This window comes from Pseudoduganella danionis (assembly GCF_009720775.1).
Lineage (GTDB): Bacteria > Pseudomonadota > Gammaproteobacteria > Burkholderiales > Burkholderiaceae_D > Rugamonas > Rugamonas danionis.
This window is the reverse complement of the sequence record NZ_WNKW01000006.1, coordinates 194,271-218,377: the sequence shown is the minus strand read 5'-3', so window position 1 is coordinate 218,377 and position 24,107 is coordinate 194,271. Positions and strand designations below refer to the sequence as shown.

Annotated in this window: 21 protein-coding genes; 14 read left to right on the top strand and 7 right to left on the bottom strand. The window is 60.7% G+C overall.

Annotated features, from left to right (window positions below; all coding sequences use genetic code 11):
- Nucleotides 1–37: 37 nt before the first annotated feature.
- On the bottom strand, nucleotides 38–427 hold the full coding sequence (locus GM655_RS19200; protein ID WP_155436274.1) for a hypothetical protein: 390 nt from the start codon (nucleotides 425–427) through the stop codon (nucleotides 38–40).
- A 206-nt stretch (nucleotides 428–633) separates the two neighbouring features.
- Here GM655_RS19200 and GM655_RS19195 point away from each other — a divergent pair, with 206 nt between their 5' ends.
- On the top strand, nucleotides 634–843 hold the full coding sequence (locus GM655_RS19195; RefSeq protein ID WP_155436273.1) for a hypothetical protein: 210 nt from the start codon (nucleotides 634–636) through the stop codon (nucleotides 841–843).
- Nucleotides 844–943: 100 nt separating this feature from the next.
- Here GM655_RS19195 and GM655_RS19190 read toward each other — a convergent pair whose 3' ends face one another.
- Nucleotides 944–1,603 (bottom strand): Npun_F0296 family exosortase-dependent surface protein, encoded by a 660-nt coding sequence (locus GM655_RS19190; RefSeq protein ID WP_155436272.1) that lies wholly within the window; start codon nucleotides 1,601–1,603, stop codon nucleotides 944–946.
- A 381-nt stretch (nucleotides 1,604–1,984) separates the two neighbouring features.
- Here GM655_RS19190 and GM655_RS19185 point away from each other — a divergent pair, with 381 nt between their 5' ends.
- A complete protein-coding gene (locus tag GM655_RS19185; protein ID WP_155436271.1) occupies nucleotides 1,985–2,470 on the top strand; it encodes a hypothetical protein in 486 nt (161 codons plus the stop codon).
- Nucleotides 2,471–2,595: 125 nt separating this feature from the next.
- Nucleotides 2,596–4,548 (top strand): GAF domain-containing sensor histidine kinase, encoded by a 1,953-nt coding sequence (locus GM655_RS19180; RefSeq protein ID WP_155436270.1) that lies wholly within the window; start codon nucleotides 2,596–2,598, stop codon nucleotides 4,546–4,548.
- Nucleotides 4,549–4,573: 25 nt separating this feature from the next.
- Here the strand turns inward: GM655_RS19180 and GM655_RS19175 are convergent, their stop codons facing one another.
- Both GM655_RS19175 and GM655_RS19170 read right to left on the bottom strand, forming a co-directional pair.
- Nucleotides 4,574–6,079, bottom strand: coding sequence for an HD domain-containing phosphohydrolase (locus tag GM655_RS19175; RefSeq protein WP_155436269.1), 1,506 nt, complete (start codon nucleotides 6,077–6,079; stop codon nucleotides 4,574–4,576).
- 254 nt (nucleotides 6,080–6,333) lie between these two features.
- A complete protein-coding gene (locus GM655_RS19170) occupies nucleotides 6,334–8,256 on the bottom strand; it encodes a PhoX family protein (RefSeq protein WP_155436268.1) in 1,923 nt (640 codons plus the stop codon).
- 241 nt (nucleotides 8,257–8,497) lie between these two features.
- On the opposite strand from GM655_RS19170, the gene GM655_RS19165 reads away from it, so the two are divergent.
- Nucleotides 8,498–8,986, top strand: coding sequence for a DUF3016 domain-containing protein (locus tag GM655_RS19165; RefSeq protein ID WP_155436267.1), 489 nt, complete (start codon nucleotides 8,498–8,500; stop codon nucleotides 8,984–8,986).
- Nucleotides 8,987–9,028: 42 nt separating this feature from the next.
- On the opposite strand, the gene GM655_RS19160 is transcribed toward GM655_RS19165, so the two are convergent.
- From GM655_RS19160 to GM655_RS19150, 3 genes are read right to left on the bottom strand one after another with little or no spacing between them, the layout of a single operon-like run.
- On the bottom strand, nucleotides 9,029–9,472 hold the full coding sequence (locus GM655_RS19160) for a thioesterase family protein (protein ID WP_155436266.1): 444 nt from the start codon (nucleotides 9,470–9,472) through the stop codon (nucleotides 9,029–9,031).
- Between the two features lie 49 nt (nucleotides 9,473–9,521).
- Nucleotides 9,522–10,217, bottom strand: coding sequence for a dienelactone hydrolase family protein (locus GM655_RS19155; protein WP_155436265.1), 696 nt, complete (start codon nucleotides 10,215–10,217; stop codon nucleotides 9,522–9,524).
- A 10-nt stretch (nucleotides 10,218–10,227) separates the two neighbouring features.
- Complete coding sequence (locus GM655_RS19150; RefSeq protein WP_155436264.1) at nucleotides 10,228–11,859, bottom strand: M28 family peptidase; 1,632 nt, start codon at nucleotides 11,857–11,859, stop codon at nucleotides 10,228–10,230.
- A 114-nt stretch (nucleotides 11,860–11,973) separates the two neighbouring features.
- Between GM655_RS19150 and GM655_RS19145 the strand changes: the two genes are divergently transcribed.
- The 10 genes from GM655_RS19145 to GM655_RS19100 all read left to right on the top strand — a co-directional run bounded on the left by GM655_RS19145 (nucleotide 11,974) and on the right by GM655_RS19100 (nucleotide 24,075).
- Entirely contained in the window at nucleotides 11,974–12,780 is an 807-nt protein-coding gene (locus tag GM655_RS19145) for an SDR family oxidoreductase (protein ID WP_155436263.1), read from the top strand.
- A 163-nt stretch (nucleotides 12,781–12,943) separates the two neighbouring features.
- Complete coding sequence (locus GM655_RS23065; RefSeq protein ID WP_229632649.1) at nucleotides 12,944–13,399, top strand: hypothetical protein; 456 nt, start codon at nucleotides 12,944–12,946, stop codon at nucleotides 13,397–13,399.
- A gap of 61 nt (nucleotides 13,400–13,460) precedes the next feature.
- Nucleotides 13,461–13,718 carry a hypothetical protein gene (locus GM655_RS19135; RefSeq protein ID WP_155436262.1) on the top strand — a complete coding sequence of 86 codons (258 nt, stop codon included), beginning with the start codon at nucleotides 13,461–13,463 and terminating at the stop codon, nucleotides 13,716–13,718.
- A 62-nt stretch (nucleotides 13,719–13,780) separates the two neighbouring features.
- Nucleotides 13,781–14,038 (top strand): hypothetical protein, encoded by a 258-nt coding sequence (locus tag GM655_RS19130; RefSeq protein WP_155436261.1) that lies wholly within the window; start codon nucleotides 13,781–13,783, stop codon nucleotides 14,036–14,038.
- Between the two features lie 359 nt (nucleotides 14,039–14,397).
- On the top strand, nucleotides 14,398–16,572 hold the full coding sequence (locus GM655_RS19125) for a DEAD/DEAH box helicase (RefSeq protein ID WP_155436260.1): 2,175 nt from the start codon (nucleotides 14,398–14,400) through the stop codon (nucleotides 16,570–16,572).
- Between the two features lie 240 nt (nucleotides 16,573–16,812).
- A complete protein-coding gene (locus GM655_RS19120) occupies nucleotides 16,813–18,681 on the top strand; it encodes a TnsB C-terminal domain-containing protein (protein ID WP_155436259.1) in 1,869 nt (622 codons plus the stop codon).
- Nucleotides 18,682–19,002: 321 nt separating this feature from the next.
- Nucleotides 19,003–20,610: a flavin monoamine oxidase family protein gene (locus GM655_RS19115; protein WP_155436258.1), complete on the top strand. Its 1,608-nt coding sequence runs from the start codon at nucleotides 19,003–19,005 to the stop codon at nucleotides 20,608–20,610.
- Nucleotides 20,607–21,020 carry a c-type cytochrome gene (locus GM655_RS19110; protein WP_155436257.1) on the top strand — a complete coding sequence of 138 codons (414 nt, stop codon included), beginning with the start codon at nucleotides 20,607–20,609 and terminating at the stop codon, nucleotides 21,018–21,020. Before GM655_RS19115 ends, GM655_RS19110 begins: the two co-directional genes overlap by 4 nt.
- A 13-nt stretch (nucleotides 21,021–21,033) precedes the next feature.
- Nucleotides 21,034–21,561 (top strand): RidA family protein, encoded by a 528-nt coding sequence (locus tag GM655_RS19105; RefSeq protein ID WP_229632648.1) that lies wholly within the window; start codon nucleotides 21,034–21,036, stop codon nucleotides 21,559–21,561.
- 45 nt (nucleotides 21,562–21,606) lie between these two features.
- On the top strand, nucleotides 21,607–24,075 hold the full coding sequence (locus tag GM655_RS19100) for a TonB-dependent receptor plug domain-containing protein (protein ID WP_155436256.1): 2,469 nt from the start codon (nucleotides 21,607–21,609) through the stop codon (nucleotides 24,073–24,075).
- Nucleotides 24,076–24,107: the final 32 nt, after the last annotated feature.

Below are 24,107 nucleotides of genomic sequence, written 5' to 3'. Positions count from 1 at the left end.
CTGGCAGCGTCAGGGCTGGCGCTGCGCAGCCGTGTGATCAGACTGCCTGATTCAGGGCCAGATGCTGGCGGCGCTGCTGGCGTTTGCGCACGTAGTAGTAAATCCCGATGACGATCAGCAGAGGCAGCAGCAGTGGCGATACGGCCATGATGCAGATGAAGGCCAGCAATGCCATGCCACCTACCATCAGCACGCCCAGACCGGCGAACAGCACGCCGAGGAAGATCGCCACACCGACACACACCACCGCGCCTATGGCCATGCCGCCACTGGCAAACAGCACGCCGAGCACAGCACCGACCGGACCGTCGATTTCGTTTCCATCAATATTGACGTTGATGCCGTCGCCAAACATTACCTGCCACGCAGAAATGGTCAGGAAAGTGAGCAGCGTTGCGATGAACAGATATTTAGCGGTGCGTTTCATGGTGGACCCCGATTCTGGTTAAGTTCTTATGTGCCGTCTGGCATGGTTGAACTGTACGCGCGGGGCCCATGCGCAGCCAGCGGCGTGCGACAAAGCGGCGATTTGACGGGATGGAATGCATGCTGGCCGCACCGAATGGTCAGGCCTTGCATAGTGCCGGTGCTGGCCTATACTGAAAGTTCGAGTTTTGTCAGGAGGGTCGTATCATGGTTGCTGTAGAGCGAGTGCGCGCGGTGTGGCGCCGCATGCGCCTGTCCGGTGGCGGGCCGAAAAATCCCCCTTCGGCGCCTCCTGCCATACCGCCCATCATCATCAATCCCTACACCTACCAGACGCCGCAGCCGGCCATCGATCCGCGCAGCACGCCATTGCGGCCTCCGCCGCTGCCGCCAGCACGGCCGTGCATTGCCCTGTAGGACAAAAAAATCGGGGCTGACAGGGCCTTCCTTGGCAGGAAGACCTTGTCAGCCCCTAAGCGCGCTAGGCGCTGTTACTTTCTTTTTGCTCTGCTAGTGCTTAGTAGAAGCGTTCCTCGCTAGGCTCACGGCGGCGACGGCTGGCGAAGCCCACCAGGCCCAGACCCGTCAGCAGCATGGCATAGGTTTCTGGTTCCGGTACGGCCGCGATGTAGGAATGGTTGTCCGTCTCGAAGGCATTGCTATTCGAGGAGAAGGTCACGCTCGAAATCGTGGTGCCGCTATTCGTCGCGAAATTCATGTAGAAGCCGTGGCTTTGATCACCATCAGCCATCAGCGAGGCTGCATGTGCCATGTCGCTACCGTTAATTTGCAGGATGGCAGTGTTGCCGCTGTACAGAGTAACGACGTTGTAGCTGTCTGGCGAACCCATGAAATAACCGAAGTAGCTGACGCCGTTGCCGCCAAAGGTCACGCTCGACGAGCTTACCTGACCGTGGCTGGTACCGACCGAGAAGTAGCGCGTGACATCACCAGGTGGCGGCGCCGATTCGCCGGGATAGCCGCCGGCCGGAATGATGGCATTGAGCGTATCGTAGGTGGCGAAGCCGGTAGGCAGCAGGCCATTGTTGAAATCGATGGTGGTAACGCCGGAAACTGCCGAGGTGTTGCCGCTCGTGGCAGTGTAGGTGACGCCAGCTTGCGCGCTCAGGGCAGCGCCAGTCAGAGCCAGGGCCAGCAGGGTTTTGGTCAGAGACATGATCGGTTCCTTATGTATAGTCTAGCTAAATTTGGGCTAGCAACATTTATATTAACAACTGGAAACTGGTGATTCTGGATTGATAATAATGATATTCACCCGGCAATGTCTAGTGTTTTTATTGCAGCAAAACAGCCATAAACCGTGGCCGGAATGCTGAAGACTGGCTTAAGTCGCTGATTCCAGATGATTTTCTTGTCCCGGGTCGGGCGCAAAAAATTTCACTTTAGTATTTTATTTTAGCAATTTCTGTTGCGTTTTTGGCTTCTATGTTGTCATAATTTTACAAAAATCTGATCTTGCTCAGAACGGTGACGCATTGTTGGTCTAGCGCATAGGGCGTATCATTTCGCTCCCTTACTTTTCTCACAGGACCGCACCATGCCGCCAGCCCAGCCAACCGATGACGACAGCCCCGTACAGGAAGCCAGACTGTGGCAGGGCAATGGCTGGACCGCCCGCGTGATCAAGAACGAGGACGATGATGGCTGGGCCGTGGCCATGATCAAGGATGGCGAGCCCGAGCCGGCACTGGTGGGGCCTTGGACCATGGGGCGCGACAAGAAGAATCCCAAACCGCTCGATTTGCCGGCCTTCCATACGCTGGTGAAAACTGCCAACGAGGTGCTGCGCCGTCACGAGCAGCAACTGCACGCGCAGTTGCACAAGCAGGTGCTGGTCAATGACGAAGCGGGGGCTATCAAGGTGCTGCTCGATATCGTGCCCGATGAAGACGATGCCTATGCTGTGCTGAGCGCTTACGACAGCGACGGCGAACAACTGGCACAGGTGCGCGTCGCGCCCGATTTCAAACTCAACGCCAGCAGCGCAGCGAACTGGATTGCGGGCGGCTACCGTCGTCCCTGAACCACGCCCGGGCTGCCGGCCGGCGCAGACAGCCGCATGCGCAAGCCAGAACGGACTGAGCCTATGGCCGTGCGCGTGGGGAACTGCTAGTATTTTCCTGTTCATATTACGATTCAGGAAACTCGATGGAAAGTCGTCTCGCCCGCCTCGAAGCCGTACAGGCCATGTTGCTGGAAATAGGCCAGAAGGCCAGTAGCTGTACCGATATCAGCGAATTCCTGCAATCCGTGCATGCGGGGCTGGGGCGCATCATGTATGCGGCCAATTTCTTTGTCGCGCTCAGCGACGCTGATGGCCCCGTCAATCAGGTGCGCTTTGTCTACTTCGTCGATGAAGTCGACGATCCGCCCGGCCGTGACGAACTGTTCGAGCTGGTGGAGGGCGAATCGCCCACCGCCGCCGTGATCATCAATGACCGCAGCATGATCATGACGGCCGCCGAACATCAGGCGCGCCGGCAGGACAATGCCGGCTTCGGCATAGGCACGATCGCCGAACACTGGATGGGCTGCCCGCTGCATGACCTCAACCATCAGGTGCTGGGCGCCATGGTGATGCAGAGCTACGATAAGGAACACACTTACAGCGTCGAAGATCAGGCCCTGTTTGCCCAGATCGCCAACCACGTATCGAGCGCGCTGCAAGGCTTGCTCAGCATGGACAGGCTGGAGCGCGCCGTGCAGGAGCGCACCGCGCTGCTGGCGCACGAAGTGGCCGAGCGCCGGCGCGCCGAGAACATCCAGCGTGCGCTGTACGAGCTGGCCAATCTGTCGGCCACGGCCACGGGCGGCAGCCGTTTGAACATGCGGCTGCACCAGATCATCAGCGAGCTGGTGCCGGCGCAGAACTTCCTGATGGCGCTATACCACCCTGATACGCAGGAAATCAGCATCCCCTATTTTGTCGACGAGAAGGATGAGCAGGCGCCCGTCAAACGCTTCGATTTCGGGCTGGGTATGTCGTCCTACATTCTGCAGCGCAAGCAGGCGCAGATGCTGGACCGGGCCGGGCTGGAAGCGCTGATCGCCAGCGGCGAACTGAAACAGCCGCTGGGCAGCATAGAGATCGCTAGCTGGATGGGCGCGCCCATGCTGCTGGGTGATACGGCCTATGGCGTGATCATCGTGCAGAGCTATGACGACAAGGTGCTGTACACCCAGGCCGATCTGGACATTCTCGCCTTCATGGCCAGCCATGTGGCCGTAGCGATTGCCCGCATGCGTGCCGACCGCGAAATCCGCCGCGCCAAGGAGGCGCTGGAAGAGCAGAATGCCGCGCTCGAATCGGCGCTGGAATCGCTCAAGGAAGCGCAGGGCGAACTGGTAAGGCAGGAGAAGCTGGCGTCGCTGGGCCGGCTGGTGGCCGGCGTGGCACACGAAATCAATACCCCGCTGGGCATCTGCGTGACGGCCACCAGCCATCTGGTGGAAGAGCTGCGCCTGACGCGCGAAGAGCTGGCCCATGGCACGCTGGACGAGGAAGGCTTGCAGCAGTTTTTCGGCATCATCGACCAGTCGCTGCGCATCATGACCACCAATACCCAGCGCGCGGCAGCGCTGGTGCGCAGCTTCAAGCAGGTGGCAGTGGACCAGTCGGCCGATGATATCCGCAGCTTCAACCTGCGCCGCTATCTGGACGAAGTGCTGCTGTCGCTGCAGCCCAAGCTCAAAGGCAAGCCGGTCACGCTGGAAGTGGAATGCCCCGAGCAGATCAATATGGCCAGCTTCCCCGGCGCGCTATCGCAGGTGGTGACGAATATGGTGGTCAATTCGCTGGTGCACGGCTTCGAGCAGGGCGAGCCCGGTGTCATCCGCATCAACGTGGCGCTCGATGGTGATCTGGTCGAACTCAATTACAGCGATGATGGCATAGGCATGGACAGTGCGGCACTGGCCCAGTTGTTCGATCCCTTCTACACCACCAAGCGTGGTACGGGCGGCAGCGGGCTCGGTGCCCACATCCTGTACAACCTCGTTACGGGGGCGCTGGGCGGCAGCGTCAAGGTGCTCAGTTCGCCGGGACTGGGGCTGCACTACAAGCTGCGCTTCCCCAAAATCCAGCGTAAGGTGGCCGCCTGAGCGGGCTGGCGCTGCGGCGCGGCGCCTAGTCAGGGAAGCGCTGGTTGATGGCCAGCGCTTTATCGATGTTCTGCACCAGCAGGTCCACATAATACGGGTCCAGATGCTGGCCAGCCACGGAGCGCAGGTGTTCGACCACCTGTTCCAGCGGCCAGGCTTCCTTGTAGCAGCGCTTGTGCATCAGCGCGTCGAACACATCGGCCACGGCGACGATGCGTGCATACAGGTGGATGGCGTCGCCCTTCAGGCCTTGCGGATAGCCGCTGCCATCGTATTTTTCGTGGTGCTGGTGGGCGATCACGGCGGCCGCCTTGAGGATGGGGCGCTGCGAACCGTTCAGGATGGACAGCCCCACCGTCGGGTGCTGCTTCATGATTTCCCATTCTTCCGCATCGAGCTTGCCCGGCTTGAGCAGCACGGCATCGGGCGTGGCGATCTTGCCGATATCGTGCATGGGCGCGGCATGCTGCAGCACGGCGGTTTCTTCCTCGCTCATGCCGCTGGCGCTGGCCAGCAGGTGACACACTTCGGCCATGCGGCGCACGTGGTTGCCCGCTTCGTTGGAACGCGATTCCACCACATCGCCCAGACGCAGGATCAGTTCGGCCTGGGTATCGGTGATTTCCTGGGTCAGCAGGATGTTGTCGAAAGCGATGGCCACGCCAGAGCAGAATACTTCCAGCAGCTTGATATCGAGTTCCGAGATTTCTTCCACGCCTTTCAGGATCAGCAGCGAATGCTTGCCGCTGTTATTCGGGAAGTAGCCGATATAGGTATCGCCCTCGAGGTGGGTGATCTTGTTGACCTTGGAATTATCGAGCCGCGTCAGTAGTTCGGGGCTCAGTAGCGGGCCATCGATGTCGCCGATCTGGGCCAGTATTTCGTAATTGTTTTCACCGCTGATGGCAGTGGCGGCGCGCAGGCGCAGCAGCATGCTTTGCTCCAGCCGCAGCAGGGCCACTACCTGCTGCAGCAGGCCGTTGGCGAAATCCTGCAGATTGCGCTGCTGGAAAATATGGGCCGAGGCGGCGATCACGCGTTCCAGCCCTTCGCGGTAATGCATCTGCTGCTGGCGTGCTTCTTCCACTTTCATGATGTCGCGGTAGGCACGCAGCGCGGCGAAGGTGGTGGTGAACAGCTTGGTGCGATCGAGCTCGGTCTTTTCCTTGTAATCGTTGATATCGTAATTCACGATCACGCGCTCTTCCGGTGCCTGACCCGGCTGGCCGGTGCGCAGCACGATGCGGGTGAACTGGTTGTCCAGATCCTGGCGCATCCAGCGTGCCACTTCCAGGCCCGCATCTTCGCTCTCCATCACCACATCGAGAAACACCAGCGCAATATCGCTCTCGCGCGCCAGCACCTCCTTGGCTTCGGCGCCGCTGTAGGCGTGGACAAAACTCAGCGCACGGCCATCCAGACGGAAACGGCTCAGGGTCAGCTTGGTGATATCGTGGATGTCGGGTTCATCGTCGACCAGCAGAACTTTCCATGGCGCTAGTTTAGGCGATGACGTGGACAGAAAAGACATATGAGCGAGTTCCGCAAAAGGGCACGAGGTTTGGGTTATCCGATTGTAGACCGGGCTTGTGGCCGTTGACAACAGGCAACAATCCATGATTTTAGGGAGTGTTGCAACTGCTACAGCGGCCTGCTCAGAGCAGCTGCAACAATACTTCGTTTTTGGCAATATTGCCATCGCATTTACACAACATCGCGGTAGTGCCATAAAAAAAGCCCGCAAGGAGCTTGCGCTCGTTGCGGGCGGGGGACAGCTGGGGGAAATCAGCTCAGCGTAGGCAGGCCGGTCAGGTAACCGACGGCGGCGCCGAAGCGGTCGCGGTAGTTGGCGCGGATCAGCGGATCCAGCGTGGCTTGCACTTTGCCGTGCAGGGCCGCTTCCCAGTCGCCCGGGTGCTGGAAGTTGCTCATCACGTAGGCGAAGCCGTTGATATCGTCGACTGCGTGCAGGCCGGTCGATTCGGCACCGGCCGGGGTGGACAGGATGCGCGTCAGGGTCTTGGTGTCGACGTTGTACGCCCACAGGAAGTTATTCACGTGCAGGCCGCTGTCTTCGCCGATGAACAGCGTGCGCAGCTTTTCCGAGAACTTGATGTTGTCCGGATTGGCGATCTTGTCGGCATTGGCCAGGTTGCCCAGTGCGTCCGGCGTGGCCAGATCTTCGCCCACCAGTGCCGGCACGGCAGCCATGTCGACCGGTACCCATTCGCTGTTGATGCTGGCGCCCGTGTCGTCGCTCTGGCCGCCTTTGAGGTTCAGCGCGTAGACGATGCCGGCATTCGGGCCTTTGACGGCGATGCCGCCCGAACCATTGGTCATGGCAGCCTGAATGTAGCTCATGGCCGAGTAGGCGATCTTGTCCTTGGCGTTGACGGTGGTGCCTTCCATCTTGGTGAAACCCAGGCTGCCACCTTTGAACGCAGCGTAGCGGTGGGTTTCCAGGAAGGCGGCCGCCTTCTCTTTGCCGGCGACGAATTTCACCCAGTTGGTTTTGCCGCTGAACGGGATCTTGGTGTAGCTCGTATCGGCCGGATCGGTGGTCTTCACGCTGAGGATGTCGGCGGCTTTCAGGCTGTCGGCCAGGGCCTTGATTTCGGCGCTGGTGGCGCTGCCCAGTTTGATCCACGAGAGTTTGGCCGAGCCGCCGTTGTCAGCCGTCAGCTGGGTCCATTTGGCCACATACAGGGTGCCGCTGGACAGGTCCTGGGCCTTGTCGGCGACGAACATGAACAGGCCGCCGTTGGTGGCATCGTCGCCCATCAGGGCGGTGCGCTCGTCCGGCATCACCTGAATCAGCTCGTGCGAAATACGGCCCATGCAGTAGTGCTTCTTGATACTGCCCGTGCCGTCCGGATTGACGGTAATTTCCGGCAGGTGGCCGTAGTGGTAAGGGTTGGCCTTGCTGGCGTCGCCGTACAGATTGGTGCTGAAGTTGGCGAACTGGGTGTTTTTGTCGATCACGCTGGCATCCGGCTCGTACTCTTCGCTCGACAGGTGGGTATTCCATGGCGAACGCGAAGCGCCGCAGGTGATCCACAGGCCATTGACGCTGCTGGTATCGACGTTGTGGTATTTCACCAGCGACAGTGCGCCCGTGGTCGGGCTCTGGTCCAGCGTCAGCACGGCAATCGGCGAAGGCAGCATGCCGTACATGGAATCGCCCTTGACGTTGCGGGTGGCGTATTCGAACTGCACCACAGCGAATACGGTATTACCTTTTACGCCGGTGACAGTAGGATTGGCCAGTTTCAGCAGCGAGGAGCCGTCCGGGCAGTCCGAGAAGAACTGGCGCTGGTTAGCGTCGGTACGGTCCAGGATGGGCTGGTTCTTGATGTCGTAATAGCCGCCGGCCAGCGTGGTGCCACCGCTACCGTTGGGCACCATGGCGCCCGTGATGAAGAAGGTCTGGTATCCCAGTGCGTAGGACAGGGTTTTGCCGTTCGAGTACACAGCGTTGAGCGAGGAAGCCACGGTGGTGGTGGCCATCTTGGCCGGATCGGCCAGCGTCGGTGCTGCCATGCCGCTGAAGCTCAGCGACATCAGCGTAGGCGCCGCAGCGGCCGTATCGCCGCCACCGCAGGCGGTCAGCAGGGCAGCAGTCGCGCTGCCACCGGCGAGCGGCAGCAAAGGAGCGCCGGAAAGGAATTTGAGAAGGTTGCGACGGGTCAGATCGAGCGAGTCGGTCATGGAGAATCCTGTTGTGGTTAGTGCCAGTCTGGTGGCCGCGCCTGGCGCGGGAGGTGGCGAGGGGCTGGCTCAGCCTCGACGGGCGCCATCTTAGTCATTTGTTATGACGGCAGCATGACAAACGCGAACTGGGATTTGGTAACAAACTTATTCAGGCAGCGCGGGCGCGCGCAAAAGCGGCTATATTGCAGCTATATTGTTTGCAGCGTTTCGGGCTGCATGGATTGTGAAGGAGTCTCTCATGCGAGCAATCACACGTAGCGTGCTGGCAGCAGCGCTGCTGGCCTGCGGCGCCGCCTCGGCGCAGGTGAGCGTCAGCTATATCAAGCCGGAAGATTTTGCCGATGTGCCGCGCAATGCCATCGAGCGCGAGCGCGTGCTGAAGGATTTCAGCAGCTATTTCGATACCTGGTCAGCCAAACTGCCGGCCGGGCAGACGCTGAAAATCGAGGTGCTCGATATCGATCTGGCCGGGCGCATGTGGCCGCGCCACAATGGCGGCGAAGATATCCGCGTGCTCAATGATGGTGCCGACTGGCCGCGCATGCGCTTGCGCTATACGCTGGAGCAGGATGGCCAGAGTGTGCGCAGCGGCGACGAGCAGCTAGCGAATATGAGCTATATGCAGCGCATCAACCGCTACTGGGAAACTGACACGCTGCGCTACGAGAAGCAGATGCTCGACGAATGGTTCGATAAAACCATCGTGCGCAAAACCGCGGCGCGCTGAACGGCCTGCCGTGCTCTGGGCTTAGGGCTTAGGACTTAGGATTTATTCTAGCCGGTTCACATGGGGGAATTTGGCGAGGAATTCAGGCGCCATCGGCGTGACCTTGCCGGTCTTGTAGTTGAAGAAGACGAAGCCGTACTTGGCCATGGCCACCAGCGTGTGGTCGGCCGGACGGGTGACGCGGAAGATGATGTCGCCACCGTAGGCATTAAAGTCCATCACACCCACTTCGAAGGTCAGCACGTCGCGCGCATGGGCTTCGGCGCGGTACATGGTGGACAGATCGGTGACGATGATGCCCAGCCCCGTGCCATCGACTTCTTCCACGCCATATTCGTACAAGAAGCGCGCGCGCGCTTCCGACAGCATGGAGATCATGGAGTCATTGCCGAGGTGGTTGCCGGCGTTGATGTCGGTCACGCGGACCGTGAGCTGGGTGGAAAAACAGAACTGGTTTTCTGGGAAATGCAGTTGCAGACGGGCCATGCTTACCTCACGTAGTAAGGCTTCATTCTAGCGCACGGCCCGCGCGCGGTCACAGCTGTTCGGCCAGGAACTGTAGTGTATGTCCTCTAGCTAGCGCAGCGCTGCGCTGATGGTAGGAGCTGCGGTGGTTGCAATTAAAACCATGCTCCGCGTCCGGATACACATGGATTTCCACCTGCTCGTTATCATCGAACTGCTCGGCGATGCTTTGCACGGCGCTGAGCGGAATGTGGCTATCGAGTGCACCGAAGTGCATCAGCACGGGCACCTTGATCTCGCTGGCGCGCGCCAGGCCGAGCTGGATGCCGCCGCCGTAGTAGCACACGGCCGCATCGACCACGCCATTGGCCGCTGTATGGTAGGACAGCTTGCCGCCGAAGCAGAAGCCCAGCGAGGCGATGCGGTCCACACCCGCCATGGCGCGCAGCACTTCGACGCTGGCTGCCACATCGGCCTGCGCCAGCGCGAAGTCGGTCGCGTTCATCAGTTCCACCGCACGCTGCCAGTCAGCGCCTTCATAACCGAGTTCGATGCGCTCGCCCTGACGCCAGAACAGATCCGGCACCAGCACCACATAGCCATCGGCCGCATACTGGTCGGCCACATTGCGGATATGCTGGTTGACGCCGAAGATTTCCTGCAGCAGTACGATGCCGGGGCCTGTGCCGCCGCGCGGCAGCGACAGGTAGGCGCCAAAGCTGCCGTTGGCGCTAGCGATATTGATCCATTTGCTGTTGGTTTCCATCGTCTCTCCTTTAGCGTTTGACCTTGCCGAACGCATCGCCAGCCTTCCAGCTCTGCATTTCCGGTGCATTGCCGACCGCGTAGCCCAGATTCAGCGTGAACTGGGCTTGCTGCACCATGCCCGTCAGATCCCAGCTCGGGTGGTATTCGTCGCTGATCTGGTGGTAGTCCTTCTTGAACGAGACCATTTTGGCGCTCGAATGTTCCTGATCGTGTTCGAACTCGAAGTGGCCGTCGCCCGAGAACACGGCCGAACCCACGTTAAAGGCCGGTACGCCGGCCTTGGCGAAGTTGAAGTGGTCGGCACGGAAATAGGCGCCGGACAGATCGGGGATGGTCGGTGCCAGCTTCAGGCCCATTTTGCGCGCCACTTTGGCGGCCGCGTCGTACAGGCTGCTGCGCTCGGCGCCAGCCACACCCATGTCGACCGTGCGACCGACGAAGTTCATGCTGTCCAGATTCAGGTCGGCCGTGGTCTGCTTGAGTGGCCAGGCCGGATTGCGCACATAGGCGGCGCTACCTAGCAGGCCCTGTTCTTCTGCCGCAGGCCAGAGGAAGACCTGGGTACGCTTGGCGGGACGCTTGACGGCTTCGGCCGCCATGGCCAGCAGGGCCGCCGAACCGGAGGCGTTGTCGATGGCACCGTTCCAGATGTGGTCATGGCCATCTTCCTTGCTCACGCCTTCGTCCATGCCCAGATGGTCCCAGTGGGCCGAATACACCACGGCCTGCTGCTTAAGCTTGGGATCGGTGCCGGGGATGATGCCGGCCACGTTGAATTGCTCGATCTGACGAATCGCGCTATGGATTTCCGCATGCACGCTGAGTTTCAGGTCGACCGGACGGAAGTCGCGTCGCTCGGCTTGCGCACGCAGCGCATCGAGATCGAAACCGCCGGCGGCGAACAGTTTGCGCGCCACATCTTCCTGCACCCAGCCTTCGATAGGGTTGCCGGAACCGGCCAGATGGAAGCGCTCGTGGCTGAAGCCATTGGCAGGTACACTCCATGGATAGGAGGCCGACGGGGTGGTGTGGATCAGCAGGGCGCCGGCCGCGCCCTGGCGTACGGCTTCTTCGAATTTGTACAGCCAGCGGCCGTAATAGGTGTAGGCTTTGCCGGCGAAGCGGTTGGGTTCTTCGGCAGTTGGCTGCGGGTCATTGACCATCATGACCAGAATTTTGCCCTTCATGTCGACGCCTTTGTAGTCGTCCCATTTTTCTTCCGGGGCGACGGCGCCATAGCCGACGAACACCAGCGGGGCATCGATGCTGATATCGGTTTTGCCGCCGGCCGTGCCGAACACGATCTCGCTGCCGTTCTGCGGGGTGATCTGCTGGCCGCCTGCGTTCTGGAAGCGTACAAAGCTGTTGGCCAGTAGCTTGGTGCCTTCGATCTGCACTGGCATGCGGTAGCCGCCGCTGGCCAGCGGTTTCAGGCCGATTGCGGCCGCCTGGGTTTCCAGATAGCGCACGGCCAGATCGCCGCCGCGCTGGCCGGTGCCACGTCCTTCGAGCAGATCGTCGGCGAGGAAGGACAAGTGGGCTCGCAGCGGACCTTCGGTGACGGTCGGTGCGTTCTGTGCGTGGGCGTGGAAGGAAGCCAGCGCGAGGCTGGTAGCGATGGCGAGGGCCGGAATGCGCATGTTTACTCCATGAATTGTAATTCGGTGCAGAAGGCAGCTATCTTACTTTACTTGTGGTAGTAACTGCACGTCGTGTTGTTGTAAAAAATATCGGACTAAATCAGGAGGGGATCCATGCAAGTCATCATCATTACCGGTAGCTCGGATGGCATCGGGGCAGAAATGGCGCGCCAGTTGGCGCGCCGCCATGGCAAGCAAGTCGCGCTGGTGCTGGCCGCACGCAAGGTCGAACTGCTGGAACAGGTGGCGGCCGAATGCGCTGCCAGCGGCGCGCAGACGCTGGTGGTGCCTACCGACGTGTCGGTGCAGGCCCAGTGCACGGCGCTGATCGCGGCCTGCGTGTCACGCTTTGGCCGCATCGATGGCTTGATCAATAACGCTGGCCGTTCGGCCCATGCGCTGTTCGAGGAAGTCGACAATCTGGCTTGGTACGAAGAACTGATGCGGATAAATCTGTGGGGCAGCGTGTGGTGTACCCATGCTGCGCTGCCTTATCTGAAGCAGACGCGCGGCCGCATCGTTGCTGTCTCCTCGCTGGCCGGGCTGGTGGGTGTGCCGGGCCGCACGGCCTATGGCGCCACCAAGTTCGCCATGGGCGGCTTCTTCGAGGCGCTGCGGCCGGAGCTGCGTGGCGCCGGGGTCAGCGTGACGATTGCCTATCCGGGTGTGGTGGCAACGCAGATCCGCCATCGTGGCTTCAATGCGGCGGGCGGTGAGCTTGGTAGCAGCAGCCTGAAAGAGGATAAGGCCATGTCGGTGCAGCAGTGCGCCCAGCTGATTATCGACGGCATGCAGGCGCGCGAGCGCGAAGTGGTGATGTCGGCCAAGGGCAAACTCGGACGCTGGCTGAAGCTGATCGCGCCCGGACTGGTGGAGCGCATGGCGCTGGCTGCCGTGAAAAAGGAAGTGCAACCTCATTGAAGCAGGCCGTCTGAGTCAGAACGCCGGTAAGCGCTATTTGTAAGCGAGTGTAAGAGTCGGTAAGAGCTTGTAATTGCCGTCAACTGCAGGGGGAGGGAGGCCGTTTTTTGCTCATGCGACACGGGATTGTCCCGATGCCGAAACCTAGAAAAGGAAATACATCATGACCAAAATCACCGCTTCCCTGATCGCCGGCCTGTTCGCTACCGCAGCATACGCACAGACGCCTGCTGCCACCACGACCACCGCACCGGTGGCCAAACCAGCCGCAGTGAAAGCTGAAGCGAAAACCGAAGCGAAGGCCGAAACCAAGCTGGAAGCCAAAGCTGAAGCCAAGACGGCTGAAGTGAAAGGCGAAGCCAAGGCAGCCGAGGTGAAAGCGGCGCACAAACCAGCCGATGCCAAAGCCAAAACCCACGAGGTGAAAGCTGAAGCCAAGACTGCAGAAATCAAAGCCACCGAAGTCAAGACTGATGCGCATGTCGCCGGCAAGACCGAAGTGAAGGGCGCTCCCGTGAAAGCCGAGCTCCAGACCAAAGAATCCAAGGGTGCAGCACCTGAAGTCGTCGCAAAAGTTGCTGCAAAAGGCGAAGTTAAACCAGCAGTAGTAAGCAAGTAATCAGCAATCGTTTAGTTAGATTTAATCATATAAACCGTATATACCATTAAGAGGAATTATCATGAAAAAAGTTATCGCTACCCTGGTTGCTACCCTGTTCGCTGGTGCCGCTTTCGCTCAGACTCCTGCTCCTGCCGCTTCGGCTAGCGCCAAAGCATCGGCTCCTGCCGCCACCGCTGCAGCAGCTTCGGCCCCGGCTGCATCGACCCCTGCCGAACCAACCAAGAAAGCGACCAAGCATCACAAGAAAGCTGCCGCTGCATCGGCTAGCGCGTCGGCTTCGGCTCCTGCGGCTTCGGCACCAGCAGCCAGCAAATAATCGGGCAGTCTTTGAATCAGATTTGACTAAATAAACCGTCTATACCATTAAGAGGAATTATCATGAAAAAAGTTATCGCTACCCTCATCGCCACCCTGTTCGCTGGTGCTGCTTTCGCTCAAACCCCTGCTCCAGCCGCTGCGGCCAGCGCCAAGGCATCGGCTCCTGCCGTCACCGCTGCAGCAGCTTCGGCACCGGCCGCTTCGACGCCAGCCGAACCAGCCAAAAAAGCTGGCAAGCATCACAAGAAAGCTGCCGCTGCATCGGCTAGCGCATCGGCCTCGGCTCCTGCCGCTGCCGCCCCAGCTGCCAGCAAATAAGCAGGCCGCCGGCAGCATAGCCGGCAGTAAGATCAAGCAGCAGGATCAGGCAATACTAGTGTCACCCTGACCGCCAGCCCGAGCTGGCGGCACTAAGCTGACCTTCAGCTTGCAGCACCAGCGTCATCATGCAGGACGTGCCGCCCCGGACCAGCAAGGCCTGGGCGGCGCAAGAAACGGAAAGCACAGGCCATGGCCTGTGTTTTTTTATGTCCGTGTGAATTGGCTGGAAATACTGTGATTTCGGCCATGTTTTCGCGATTTTTAGGCAAAATCGGGCTTAACCCGGCCAGACAGAGTAAACTACGCACAAATTTCTTTCGCAATTAGGCGATTCGAACATACTTGTGAGTGACGCCATGTCTGTATCCCCCCAATCTTCCATTCCCCCCGTAACCCTGTTTTCCGATCTGGACCTTAGTGCACCTTTGATCAAGGCGCTCAAGGAAGTCGGTTACGAATCCCCGTCGCCTATCCAGGCGGCCACCATCCCGCTGCTGCTGCAGAACCTCGACGTGCTGGGCCAGGCCCAGACCGGCACGGGTAAAACCGCCGCGTTTGCACTACCTATCCTGTCGCGCATCGATATCCGTCAAACCACGCCGCAGGCGCTGGTGCTGGCACCGACGCGCGAACTGGCGATCCAGGTCGCCGAAGCATTCCAGACCTATGCCGCGCATATCCCCGGCTTCCATGTACTGCCTATCTACGGTGGCCAGAGCTACGGCCCGCAGCTGTCGGCACTGCGCCGCGGCGTGCACGTCGTGGTTGGTACGCCCGGCCGTGTGATCGACCACCTCGATAAAGGCTCGCTCGATCTGTCCAAGCTGAAAACGCTGGTGCTGGACGAAGCCGACGAAATGCTGCGCATGGGCTTTATCGACGATGTCGAGCGCATCCTGCAGGAGACGCCCGAGTCGCGCCAGACGGCGCTGTTCTCGGCCACCATGCCGTCGGCTATCCGCCGCATCGCCAACACCTATCTGCGCAGCCCGAAAGAAATCACGGTCGCTGCCAAGACGGGCACCAATGAAAACATCCGCCAGCGCTACTGGCTGGTAAGCGGCATGCACAAGCTCGACGCGCTGACCCGCATTCTGGAAGCGGAAGACTTCGACGGCATGATCATCTTCTCGCGCACCAAGCTGGGTACGGAAGAACTGGCGCAGAAACTGCAGGCGCGCGGCTTCTCGGCAGCGGCCATCAATGGCGACATCCAGCAGGCGCAGCGCGAGCGCACCATCCAGCAGCTCAAGGATGGCAAGATCGACATTCTGGTTGCCACCGACGTGGCCGCCCGTGGCCTGGACGTGGAGCGCATCAGTCACGTGGTCAATTACGACGTGCCGCACGATCCGGAAAGCTATACCCACCGTATCGGCCGTACCGGCCGTGCCGGCCGTAGCGGCGAAGCGATCCTGTTCATCACGCCGCGCGAAAAAGGTCTGCTCAAGTCGATCGAACGCGCTACCCGCCAGCCTATCGGCATGCTGGAACTGCCGACCATACAGGCGGTGAACGATGTGCGTATCGCCAAATTCAAATCGCAGATCAGCGAAACGCTGGCGCAGGGCGAGCTGGAACAGTTCCAGTCGCTGATCGAAGACTTCGAGCGCGAGCAGAATATTCCTGCCATCGAAATCGCGGCAGCGCTGGCCAAGATGGCACGCGGCGATGTACCGCTGCTGCTGGATAAGAAGCAGCAGATTCCGGCCGCCAGCTGGGACGAGCGTCCGGGCCGTCAGGTCGGCTTCGAACGCACCGAGCGCGGCGAACGTGCCGAACGCTTCCCGAAAAAAGAACGCGTGATGCGCGCACCGGATCCGGGCATGCAGACCTTCCGCATCGAAGTGGGCTACCAGCACGGCGTCAAGCCGGGCAATATCGTCGGCGCGATTGCCAACGAGGGCGGCATCGACTCCAAGCACATCGGCCGTATCGAAATCTACGACGATTACACGGTGCTCGATATGCCGGACAACCTCGATAGCGAGGTGCTGGCCCATCTGGCCGGCATCAAGGTAGCGGGCCAGCAGTTGCGTATCAGCCGTGATGGTGATGAGGCGCGTGCACCGGCTGCCAAGCCGGCCAGCAAGCCCCTCAAAGCGGCTGCGCCAGCCAGTCCGGCGGCTTCGCCGCTGGCCAAGGCGGCACGCGTGGAAGCGAGCGAACTGGCTGAGGCTGCACCGAAGAAGAAAAAGGAAAAGCCGGGCAAGGTTGCGATTCCGATGAGCGCTTTCCGCATCGAAGTGGGTAGCAACCATGCGGCCACGCCGGCCAACATCGTCGGAGCCATCGCCAACGAAGCGGGGCTGGAAGCCAAACATATCGGTCGTATCGAAATCTTCGATACCTATAGCATGCTGGAGTTGCCGGACGGTATGCCGCCCGATCTGTTCAAGCATCTGGGCAAAGTCTGGGTCGGTGGCGCACAACTGAAAATCAGCCATGCCGACCGCATGCCGCCGGAGTCGGGCAAATCCACGCCGCCGAAAAAACCGGCCGCTGGCGCCAAGCCCAAGAAAAAGTACTGATCGCTTTTTCCTCCTCTCCAACAGGGCCGCAAGGCCCTGTTGTCGTTTCTGCCCGTGCACGGACTCAGTGCGCGCGTCTGCTGCATTGCACCAATATCAAGCTTTTCGTGCTTCACTTGCGCGGCCTGACGGGCGGCAGGCCCGTGCAGCCATCTGGCGCGCTTATTGCATAGGCAGGGGAAAGCGCTAAGGAACGCAGACGGGAGCGGGGTATGGCCAGAAAAAATTGCCGGGGTGTCGATGTTGCTACGCAATGAGCTGCTGCATTACACGCAGCCGGTGGCGCGCACGCTGCGCATATTGTGGATAGATCCCAGGCAGCGTCACGCCTATCTATACGATGTGGCGGCGCAGGGCAGCGAGGTGGAACGCTGGACGCTCGCACGCATCCAGGCCGATCTGGCGGCAGGGCGTGCCAGCAAAGCCGGCAGCGATCCCTATTTGACGCTATTGGGGCAGCAGCAGCCCGCCGCCGCACATCTGGCCCTGCGCGACAAGGCATGGCAGATCATTGCGCCGCTGGTGGCGCAGGAGCCGGCCATTTATGAGGCCCAGCTACGTGGCGCACTGGTGGCGCAGGCGACGCTTCAGCATGGCGTTTCGCATCCCACGGTGTACCGCTATCTGCGCCGCTACTGGCAACGTGGCCAGACGCCGAACGCGCTGCTGCCCGACTATGCCAATTCCGGCGGACGGGGCAAACTGCGTCAGGCGACGGCCGGCGTCAAGCGCGGGCGCCCGCGCAAGGATGGTACGGCCGATAGCGCGGGCGTGAATGTGGATGAGGATATTCGCCGCGTGATCCGCGTCGCGGTGGCGCGCTACGCGGCCACATATGCGCGCTTTTCGCGGCAGGGGGCTTACCGGCAGATGCTGGCCGATTTTTTCTGCAGCCGCCAGATCGATGGCGAGACGGGCCGCATCGTCGCCGTGCAGGCGGCGCCCCATGACAGCCTGCCCAGCTTCGGCCAGTTCAACTACTGGCTCGATTACGATGACGATCGGCCGGCACAGGTGCAGCGCCGTACCGCTGGCGCGGCAGCAGCGATGCCGGCCCGGGCGCCGGAATGCCGCAGCGCTGCGGCCGGCGAGTCCGGGCGAGCGAGGGCCGAGGTATCGGCAACTATGCCCGCCAGCGGCGCAGCGGCCGGGCGCCCCGGTACAGCTTTCGGTCTGAGCGTGCTACAGGTGGAGCTGCAACTGGTGTCGCGCGCGGACGCGTTGCAGACCATAGGCCGGCCATGGCTGTATGTGGTGACGGATGCCTATAGCCAGCTCATTACCGGCTACTACGTGGGCTTCGGTGGTGTAAGCCGGGCTCATGCGCTGCTGGCACTGGCCCAGTGCGGTGCCAACAAGGTGCGCTATTGCGCCGCGTACGGGCGGGAAATCGTTGCAGCCGACTGGCCCGCGCAGCACCTGCCGGCCAGCCTGAAGCTGGCGCCGGAACTGGGTACGGGCGGCGTGTTCACGCCCTTGCTGAACAATTTCAATTTGCCCGTCTGCGTGGCGCTCGAAAGTCCGCCAGCATGGCAGCCCGTGTTTGAGCGGCGTTTCCGCCTGCTGCCTGCGGCAGCGCAGCCCGCCGCAGGGCGGCTGGACGCGGTGCTGGACCTCGATGAATTCCAGCGTCTGCTGCTCGATGCCATCCTGTACTACAACACCCGCACCATGCTGGACGGAGCCACGCCAGTGCAGCGCTGGCAGCAGGGCATGGCCAGCTGCGGCAATGCGTTGAGAACCTATCCCGAGCACCTGCTGCGCTGTAGCCTGCTGCCCGTGGCCGAGGCGCTGGTCGGTAGCGCAGGCATACAGTTGTTCAATCAGCGTTATACCTGCATGCGCGCTTTCGACGAAGGCTGGTTCGAACGGGCCCGTACGCGCGGGCCATGGATGGTGCGGGTGGCCTATGATCCGGCCGATATGGAAACCATCTATCTGCTCGATGCCGCCGCACCAATGCAGTACCACGCCTGCCATATGCTCGATAGCAGTGCGACGCAGCCGCTGACGCAGGTGGAATATGCACTGCTGCCGCGCACTACAGAGCGCACCAACTCGGCCTTGCTACGTGCTACTACGCACAACTACGCCAGCTATGTGAACTAGGCTGGTGCGTCTGCTATTTTTCGCATCGTATTCCATTCCCCTTTGTATTTTTCTGGACGCTGGCGCATCGCTGTGGTGCGCTGCGCGTGATTTTTCTATTGCACCTTGGTCGATAGAAAATGGTGGTTGAAAATAAAGTCGTTTTCTCCCGCCTTTCGTGGCGCTTACATGCCCCGCGAAAGTAAACCATATGAATAAAGGGCTGCTTTCAATACGAAGCAAGTTTATTTGTTTATTCATGTGTGGCACACCGATTGCTAGATGGTAGTCATAGCGGCATCACTTGCGCATCAGTCTTTTGGCAAATCGGTGAGGAAGCAGATGGAAAGCAAAGTAGTTAAACAGTTTAAATCGTTTAGTTCATTTACTCGCAGGGACTTCCTGTATCGCGCCGCAGCGGTGGGCGGTACTGGGCTGCTGCTGAATACCATGAATGCATGGGGCATGGGCATAGGCTCGACGGCGTCGGCGCCGCCTGCCCTGAGCGGTAGCGGTAAAGGCAAGAAGGTGCTGATACTCGGCGCCGGTCTGGCCGGCATGACGGCTGCCTACGAACTGGGCAAGCTGGGCTACCATTGCCAGATACTGGAAGCGCGCAGCTTTGCCGGCGGCCGCTGCCAGACGGCCCGTAAAGGCTTCAGCCTGACGGAGCTCGGTGGCGAGAAGCAGACCTGCGAGTTCGATCAGGGCCACTACATCAATCACGGGCCATGGCGGATTCCGCTGCACCATCAGTCCACGCTGCATTACACGCGGCTGTTCGAAGTGCCGCTGGAAGTGATGGTCAATGATAACGACCATGCTTTTGTCTACTCGGACAATGCCGGTCCGTTTGCAGGCAAACGCATGCGCGTGGCGGAAATCAAGGCCGATATGCGCGGCCACGTTTCCGAACTGCTGGCCAAGTCCGTCAAAAACCGCCAGCTCGACCAGCAACTGACTGAAGATGACAAGCGCCTGCTGCTCGACTATCTGGCGCATGAAGGCCAACTGGCCGGCGCCGATCTGCAGTACAAGGGTCGTAGCGGCCGTGGTTATGCCGTCAATCCCGGTGCCGGCATTACGCCCGGTGCCGGCACGCCGTCCGATCCGCTCGGCTTCAAGGAGCTGTTGGCTTCCAAGCTGGGCCACGTCTACAGCGCCGTGCAGGACTTCCCCATGCAGAACACCATGTTCCAGCCCGTCGGCGGGATGGACGCCATCGCCAAAGCGTTCGAGAAACGCGTCGGCAAGAATATCCGCTACCGCTCGGAAGTACAGACTATCCGTCAGAACGACAAGGGCGTGACCGTGACCTACAAGGACACGGGCAGCGGCAAACTGGCCAGCATCAGCGCGGACTACTGCCTGTGTGCGATTCCCCTGTCCGTGCTGCGCCAGATCGACACGGATTTTTCGGACAAATTCAAAAAGGCCATCGCCACGGTGTCCTATGCGCCGGTCGGCAAAATCGGCCTGCAGATGAAGCGCCGCTTCTGGGAAGAAGACGAGCAACTGTATGGTGGCCATATCCTGACCGACCTGAAAGGCATTAACACCATCTCGCTGCCATCGACCGGCTGGCAGGGGAAAAAAGGCGTGCTGCTCGGTTACTACCAGTACCAGACGAGCGCCATCGAAATCAGTGCGCTGTCGCCGCAGGAGCGTGCTGCGTTTGCGCTGGCGGCCGGCCAGAAGATATTCCCGCAGTACAGCGAGAACTTCGAGACGGCGTTCTCCGTTGCCTGGCACCGTGTGCAGTACAACCTCGGTGGCTGGGCCGAATGGACCGAGAAGACCCGTGCCGCCGCCTATCCCACGCTGGTGGAAGGCGAGGGCCGCGTGCTGCTGGCCGGCGAGCACCTGAGCTATCTGACGGGCTGGCAGGCCGGCGCGATCGAATCGGCCTGGCAGCAGATCGCCAAAATCCATGCGAGGGCCAGCGTATGAAACAGCAACTGATCAAATGCGCGCTGCTGGCGTTTGCTGCCCTCGCTGCAGTGGCTACGGCAGCAGCTCGGGCGGACGGTATGGATGGCAAGGCGCTGTTCCTGAAAAACTGCGCGGCCTGTCACCAGCCCACCGGCAAAGGCATACCGGGCGCTTTCCCTGCGCTGGCAGGGAACAAATTCGTGCAGGGGAAAAGTACCGACGTCGCCACTGTGCTGCTCAAAGGGCGGGGCGGCATGCCCGATTTCAGCGAGAGCCTGAGCGATCAGGATATTTCCACCATTCTCAGTTTCGTCCGCAGTAGCTGGGGCAATCAGGCAGCACCGCTGAGCGAGGCCGAAGTCATGGCCCTGCGCGATGTGCTGCAGGTAGAACCTTTTAGCAACGGCCAGATGTCCAACAAACATTGAAAGAGCAAACAACATGAAAACTCCCGCAAATCTGCAACGCGTACTGGCCGGCCTGATGGTGCCCGCCGCTCTGGCACTGGCATGCCAGAGTGCAGCCGCCGCACCCAAGGCGGCGGACATCGTGCGCCACAAGATCCCCGGTTCGGACTTCCCGATTGCACTGGCGGTGACCGTGCCACCGACCGCCACGCTGCACTTCGTCAGCGGCCAGGTGCCGGCCGTCGTCGACAGCAGCGCAGCACCGGATTCGATCGCAGCGTTTGGCGATACCCGCACCCAGTCGGAAACGGTGCTGAAAAAGATCAAGGAAATCCTGCAGGGCATGAAGCTCGATATGCCGGACGTGATCAAGATGACGGTGTATCTGGTCGGTGATCCGGCCAAGGGCGGCAAGGCCGACACCAAGGGCTTCATGGAAGCCTATACCCAGCATTTCGGCGGTAGCCAGACCAGCCTGCCCGCGCGCGCCGTGGTGCAGGTGGCAGCGCTGAGCAATCCGGGCTGGCTGGTGGAAATCGAAGTGCTGGCCGCGAAAAAATAATTCATCACCGCTTTACCCTACTTTACTAATCAACGAGGAATCACCATGCACAAGGTTCAATTGAAGACCGGCGTCGCCGCCGTGATGTCCACTCTGCTGATGGGCTCTGCCTATGCTGCCGCGCCTGCGGTGGATGCGGTTGCCGGTGCGGCGGCCGCACCGGCTGATGTCGCCGGCGAGGCTGTCAGCGCCGTGATCGTGACGGGTACCCGCGCCAGCGGCATGAAAGTGGAGAACAGCGCTTCGCCGATACAGGTGCTCGATGCCAGCGCGCTGCAGCGCACCGGCCAGCCGGACCTGATCCAGGCGCTGGCGCAGAATCTGCCCTCGTTCACGGCACAGGCCTTTGGCGGCGACACTGCCAACCTGACGCTGTCGGCCCGCCTGCGCGGCCTGAGCCCCAACGATACGCTGGTGCTGATCAACGGTAAGCGCCGCCACGGTACGGCCAATCTGGCCGTACTCGGTGGCCCTTACCAGGGCGGCGCAGCGGCCGACCTGAACTACATTCCGGTTGCGGCCATCGATCACATCGAAGTGCTGCAGGACGGCGCTGCCGCCCAGTATGGTTCCGATGCGATTGCCGGCGTGATCAACATCATCCTCAAATCCAACAACCATGGCGGCACGGCCACCGCGACGGGCGGCGGCTATGTTGATGGTGGCGGCCGTACCGGTGACGGCGCTTTCAACGTCGGTTTGGAACCGTTCCAGGATGCCTATCTGAGCATCACGGGCGAATCCAAGTATCACGGTTATAGCGACCGTGGCGGCCTCGATCCACGCGTGGTCAATCCGGCCAATATGGCGGCCTATCCGGGCATGTTCCAGCATCCGGGCTACCCGCATGTCAACCACATTTCCGGCGACGCGCAATACCACCTGAACGTACTGGCCGCGAACTTCGGTTATGACTTCGCACCGGGCAGCCAGCTATACGCCATCGCCACCTACGGCCACAAGGAAGCGCGCGCCTATGAGAACTACCGCCTGCCTAGCCGCCTGCCGAAAGTCTATCCTACCGGCTTCTCGCCCAAGGAGACGCTGAAGCAGGACGACTTTGCGCTGACGGCCGGTATCAAAGGTACGCTGGCTGGCTGGAATATGGACTTGAGCAGCACCTACGGCAAGGACACCAGCAAGATCGGTGTGGCCGATTCGGGCAATGTCTCGCTGTTCAACGACACCGGTTCCACGCCGACCAACTTCCGTGCCGGTGCCTTCATTGCCAGCCAGTTGACCACCACGCTGGAAGCGAGCAATGAGTTTGCCATCGGCTGGGCCAAGCCGCTGACCGTCGCCACGGGTCTGGAACACCGCATCGACAAGTACGAAATCGAAGCCGGCGATGCTGCTTCGCGCTACAAGGAAGGTTCGCAATCCTATCCGGGCTTCTCGCTGACTGACGCGGGCTCGCACCGCCGTACCAATCAGGCAGCGTATATCGATTTCGCCGGTAATCCGGTGGCGGATCTGACCCTGGATCTGGCCGCACGCTACGAGCATTTCAGCGATTTCGGCAACGCCAAAGTGGGCAAGTTCACCACCCGCTACGACTTCACGCCGGCCTTCGCGCTGCGCGGTACCTTCAGCAACGGCTTCCGTGCGCCGACGTTGGCCGAGGAATACTACTCGGCCACCAACGTCAGCCCGACCAGTGCCTTCGTGCAGTTGGCGCCGAATTCGGCCGGCGCCAAGCTGGTGGGCGTGGATGGCCTCAAGCCTGAGCACTCGACCAACTTCAGCCTCGGCATGGTGCTGAACCCGACCAGCAATCTGGCCATCACGCTCGATGCCTACCAGATCACCATCCGTGACCGCATCGTCGGTTCCGGTGCGCTGTACGGTTCCGGTGGCGCAGTCAATTCGCCTGCCGTGGTCGCGGCCATCAAGGCCAATGGCAATGTACTCGATAGCACTGTCAGCCAGACCGGTATCAACATCTTCTCGAACGCCGTCAACACCCGTAGCCGCGGGCTGGAGTTCGTCGCCACGCTGGCCGAGAGCTATGGCACGGCGGGCAAGGTGGACTGGTCGCTGGCCGCCAACTACAACAAGGTGGAAGTGGTGAAGATCAATCAGGCGCCTAAACAGTTGCTGCCACAGACGCTGCTGGACCAGACTGCGATCTCCGATCTGGAAACGGCTTCGCCGAAACTGCGTTTGAATCTGGGCGCGCTGTGGAAGATCGGTAACTGGACGGTCAACCTGCGCGAAGCCATTTATGGTCCTTCGTCGAACTATGGCAGCGAAGATGGTTCGGTGTATCACAAGAACGAAATCTCGACCACGGCGATTACCGATCTGGAAGTGGGCTACAAGATCAACAAGGACTGGTCGCTGGCCGTCGGTGCCAACAATCTGTTCAACAAGTATCCGGACGGGATCAATCCGCTGCTGCTGGCGGACCAGCGTGCCGCCGGCGACAATGCGGCAGTGACGGTGCTGCCATCGTTCTCGCCGTTCGGCATCAACGGCGGCTACTACTACGTGCGGGCCAGCTACAAGTTCTAAGCTCTTCTGCCATCGCTTAGCCTGACGGCCGC

Coding starts and splice junctions, on each gene's coding strand:
- GM655_RS19200 (WP_155436274.1), bottom strand. CDS start 427: ATGAAACGCACCGCTAAATATCTGTTCATCGCAACGCTGCTCACTTTC.
- GM655_RS19195 (WP_155436273.1), top strand. CDS start 634: ATGGTTGCTGTAGAGCGAGTGCGCGCGGTGTGGCGCCGCATGCGCCTG.
- GM655_RS19190 (WP_155436272.1), bottom strand. CDS start 1,603: ATGTCTCTGACCAAAACCCTGCTGGCCCTGGCTCTGACTGGCGCTGCC.
- GM655_RS19185 (WP_155436271.1), top strand. CDS start 1,985: ATGCCGCCAGCCCAGCCAACCGATGACGACAGCCCCGTACAGGAAGCC.
- GM655_RS19180 (WP_155436270.1), top strand. CDS start 2,596: ATGGAAAGTCGTCTCGCCCGCCTCGAAGCCGTACAGGCCATGTTGCTG.
- GM655_RS19175 (WP_155436269.1), bottom strand. CDS start 6,079: ATGTCTTTTCTGTCCACGTCATCGCCTAAACTAGCGCCATGGAAAGTT.
- GM655_RS19170 (WP_155436268.1), bottom strand. CDS start 8,256: ATGACCGACTCGCTCGATCTGACCCGTCGCAACCTTCTCAAATTCCTT.
- GM655_RS19165 (WP_155436267.1), top strand. CDS start 8,498: ATGCGAGCAATCACACGTAGCGTGCTGGCAGCAGCGCTGCTGGCCTGC.
- GM655_RS19160 (WP_155436266.1), bottom strand. CDS start 9,472: ATGGCCCGTCTGCAACTGCATTTCCCAGAAAACCAGTTCTGTTTTTCC.
- GM655_RS19155 (WP_155436265.1), bottom strand. CDS start 10,217: ATGGAAACCAACAGCAAATGGATCAATATCGCTAGCGCCAACGGCAGC.
- GM655_RS19150 (WP_155436264.1), bottom strand. CDS start 11,859: ATGCGCATTCCGGCCCTCGCCATCGCTACCAGCCTCGCGCTGGCTTCC.
- GM655_RS19145 (WP_155436263.1), top strand. CDS start 11,974: ATGCAAGTCATCATCATTACCGGTAGCTCGGATGGCATCGGGGCAGAA.
- GM655_RS23065 (WP_229632649.1), top strand. CDS start 12,944: ATGACCAAAATCACCGCTTCCCTGATCGCCGGCCTGTTCGCTACCGCA.
- GM655_RS19135 (WP_155436262.1), top strand. CDS start 13,461: ATGAAAAAAGTTATCGCTACCCTGGTTGCTACCCTGTTCGCTGGTGCC.
- GM655_RS19130 (WP_155436261.1), top strand. CDS start 13,781: ATGAAAAAAGTTATCGCTACCCTCATCGCCACCCTGTTCGCTGGTGCT.
- GM655_RS19125 (WP_155436260.1), top strand. CDS start 14,398: ATGTCTGTATCCCCCCAATCTTCCATTCCCCCCGTAACCCTGTTTTCC.
- GM655_RS19120 (WP_155436259.1), top strand. CDS start 16,813: ATGTTGCTACGCAATGAGCTGCTGCATTACACGCAGCCGGTGGCGCGC.
- GM655_RS19115 (WP_155436258.1), top strand. CDS start 19,003: ATGGAAAGCAAAGTAGTTAAACAGTTTAAATCGTTTAGTTCATTTACT.
- GM655_RS19110 (WP_155436257.1), top strand. CDS start 20,607: ATGAAACAGCAACTGATCAAATGCGCGCTGCTGGCGTTTGCTGCCCTC.
- GM655_RS19105 (WP_229632648.1), top strand. CDS start 21,034: ATGAAAACTCCCGCAAATCTGCAACGCGTACTGGCCGGCCTGATGGTG.
- GM655_RS19100 (WP_155436256.1), top strand. CDS start 21,607: ATGCACAAGGTTCAATTGAAGACCGGCGTCGCCGCCGTGATGTCCACT.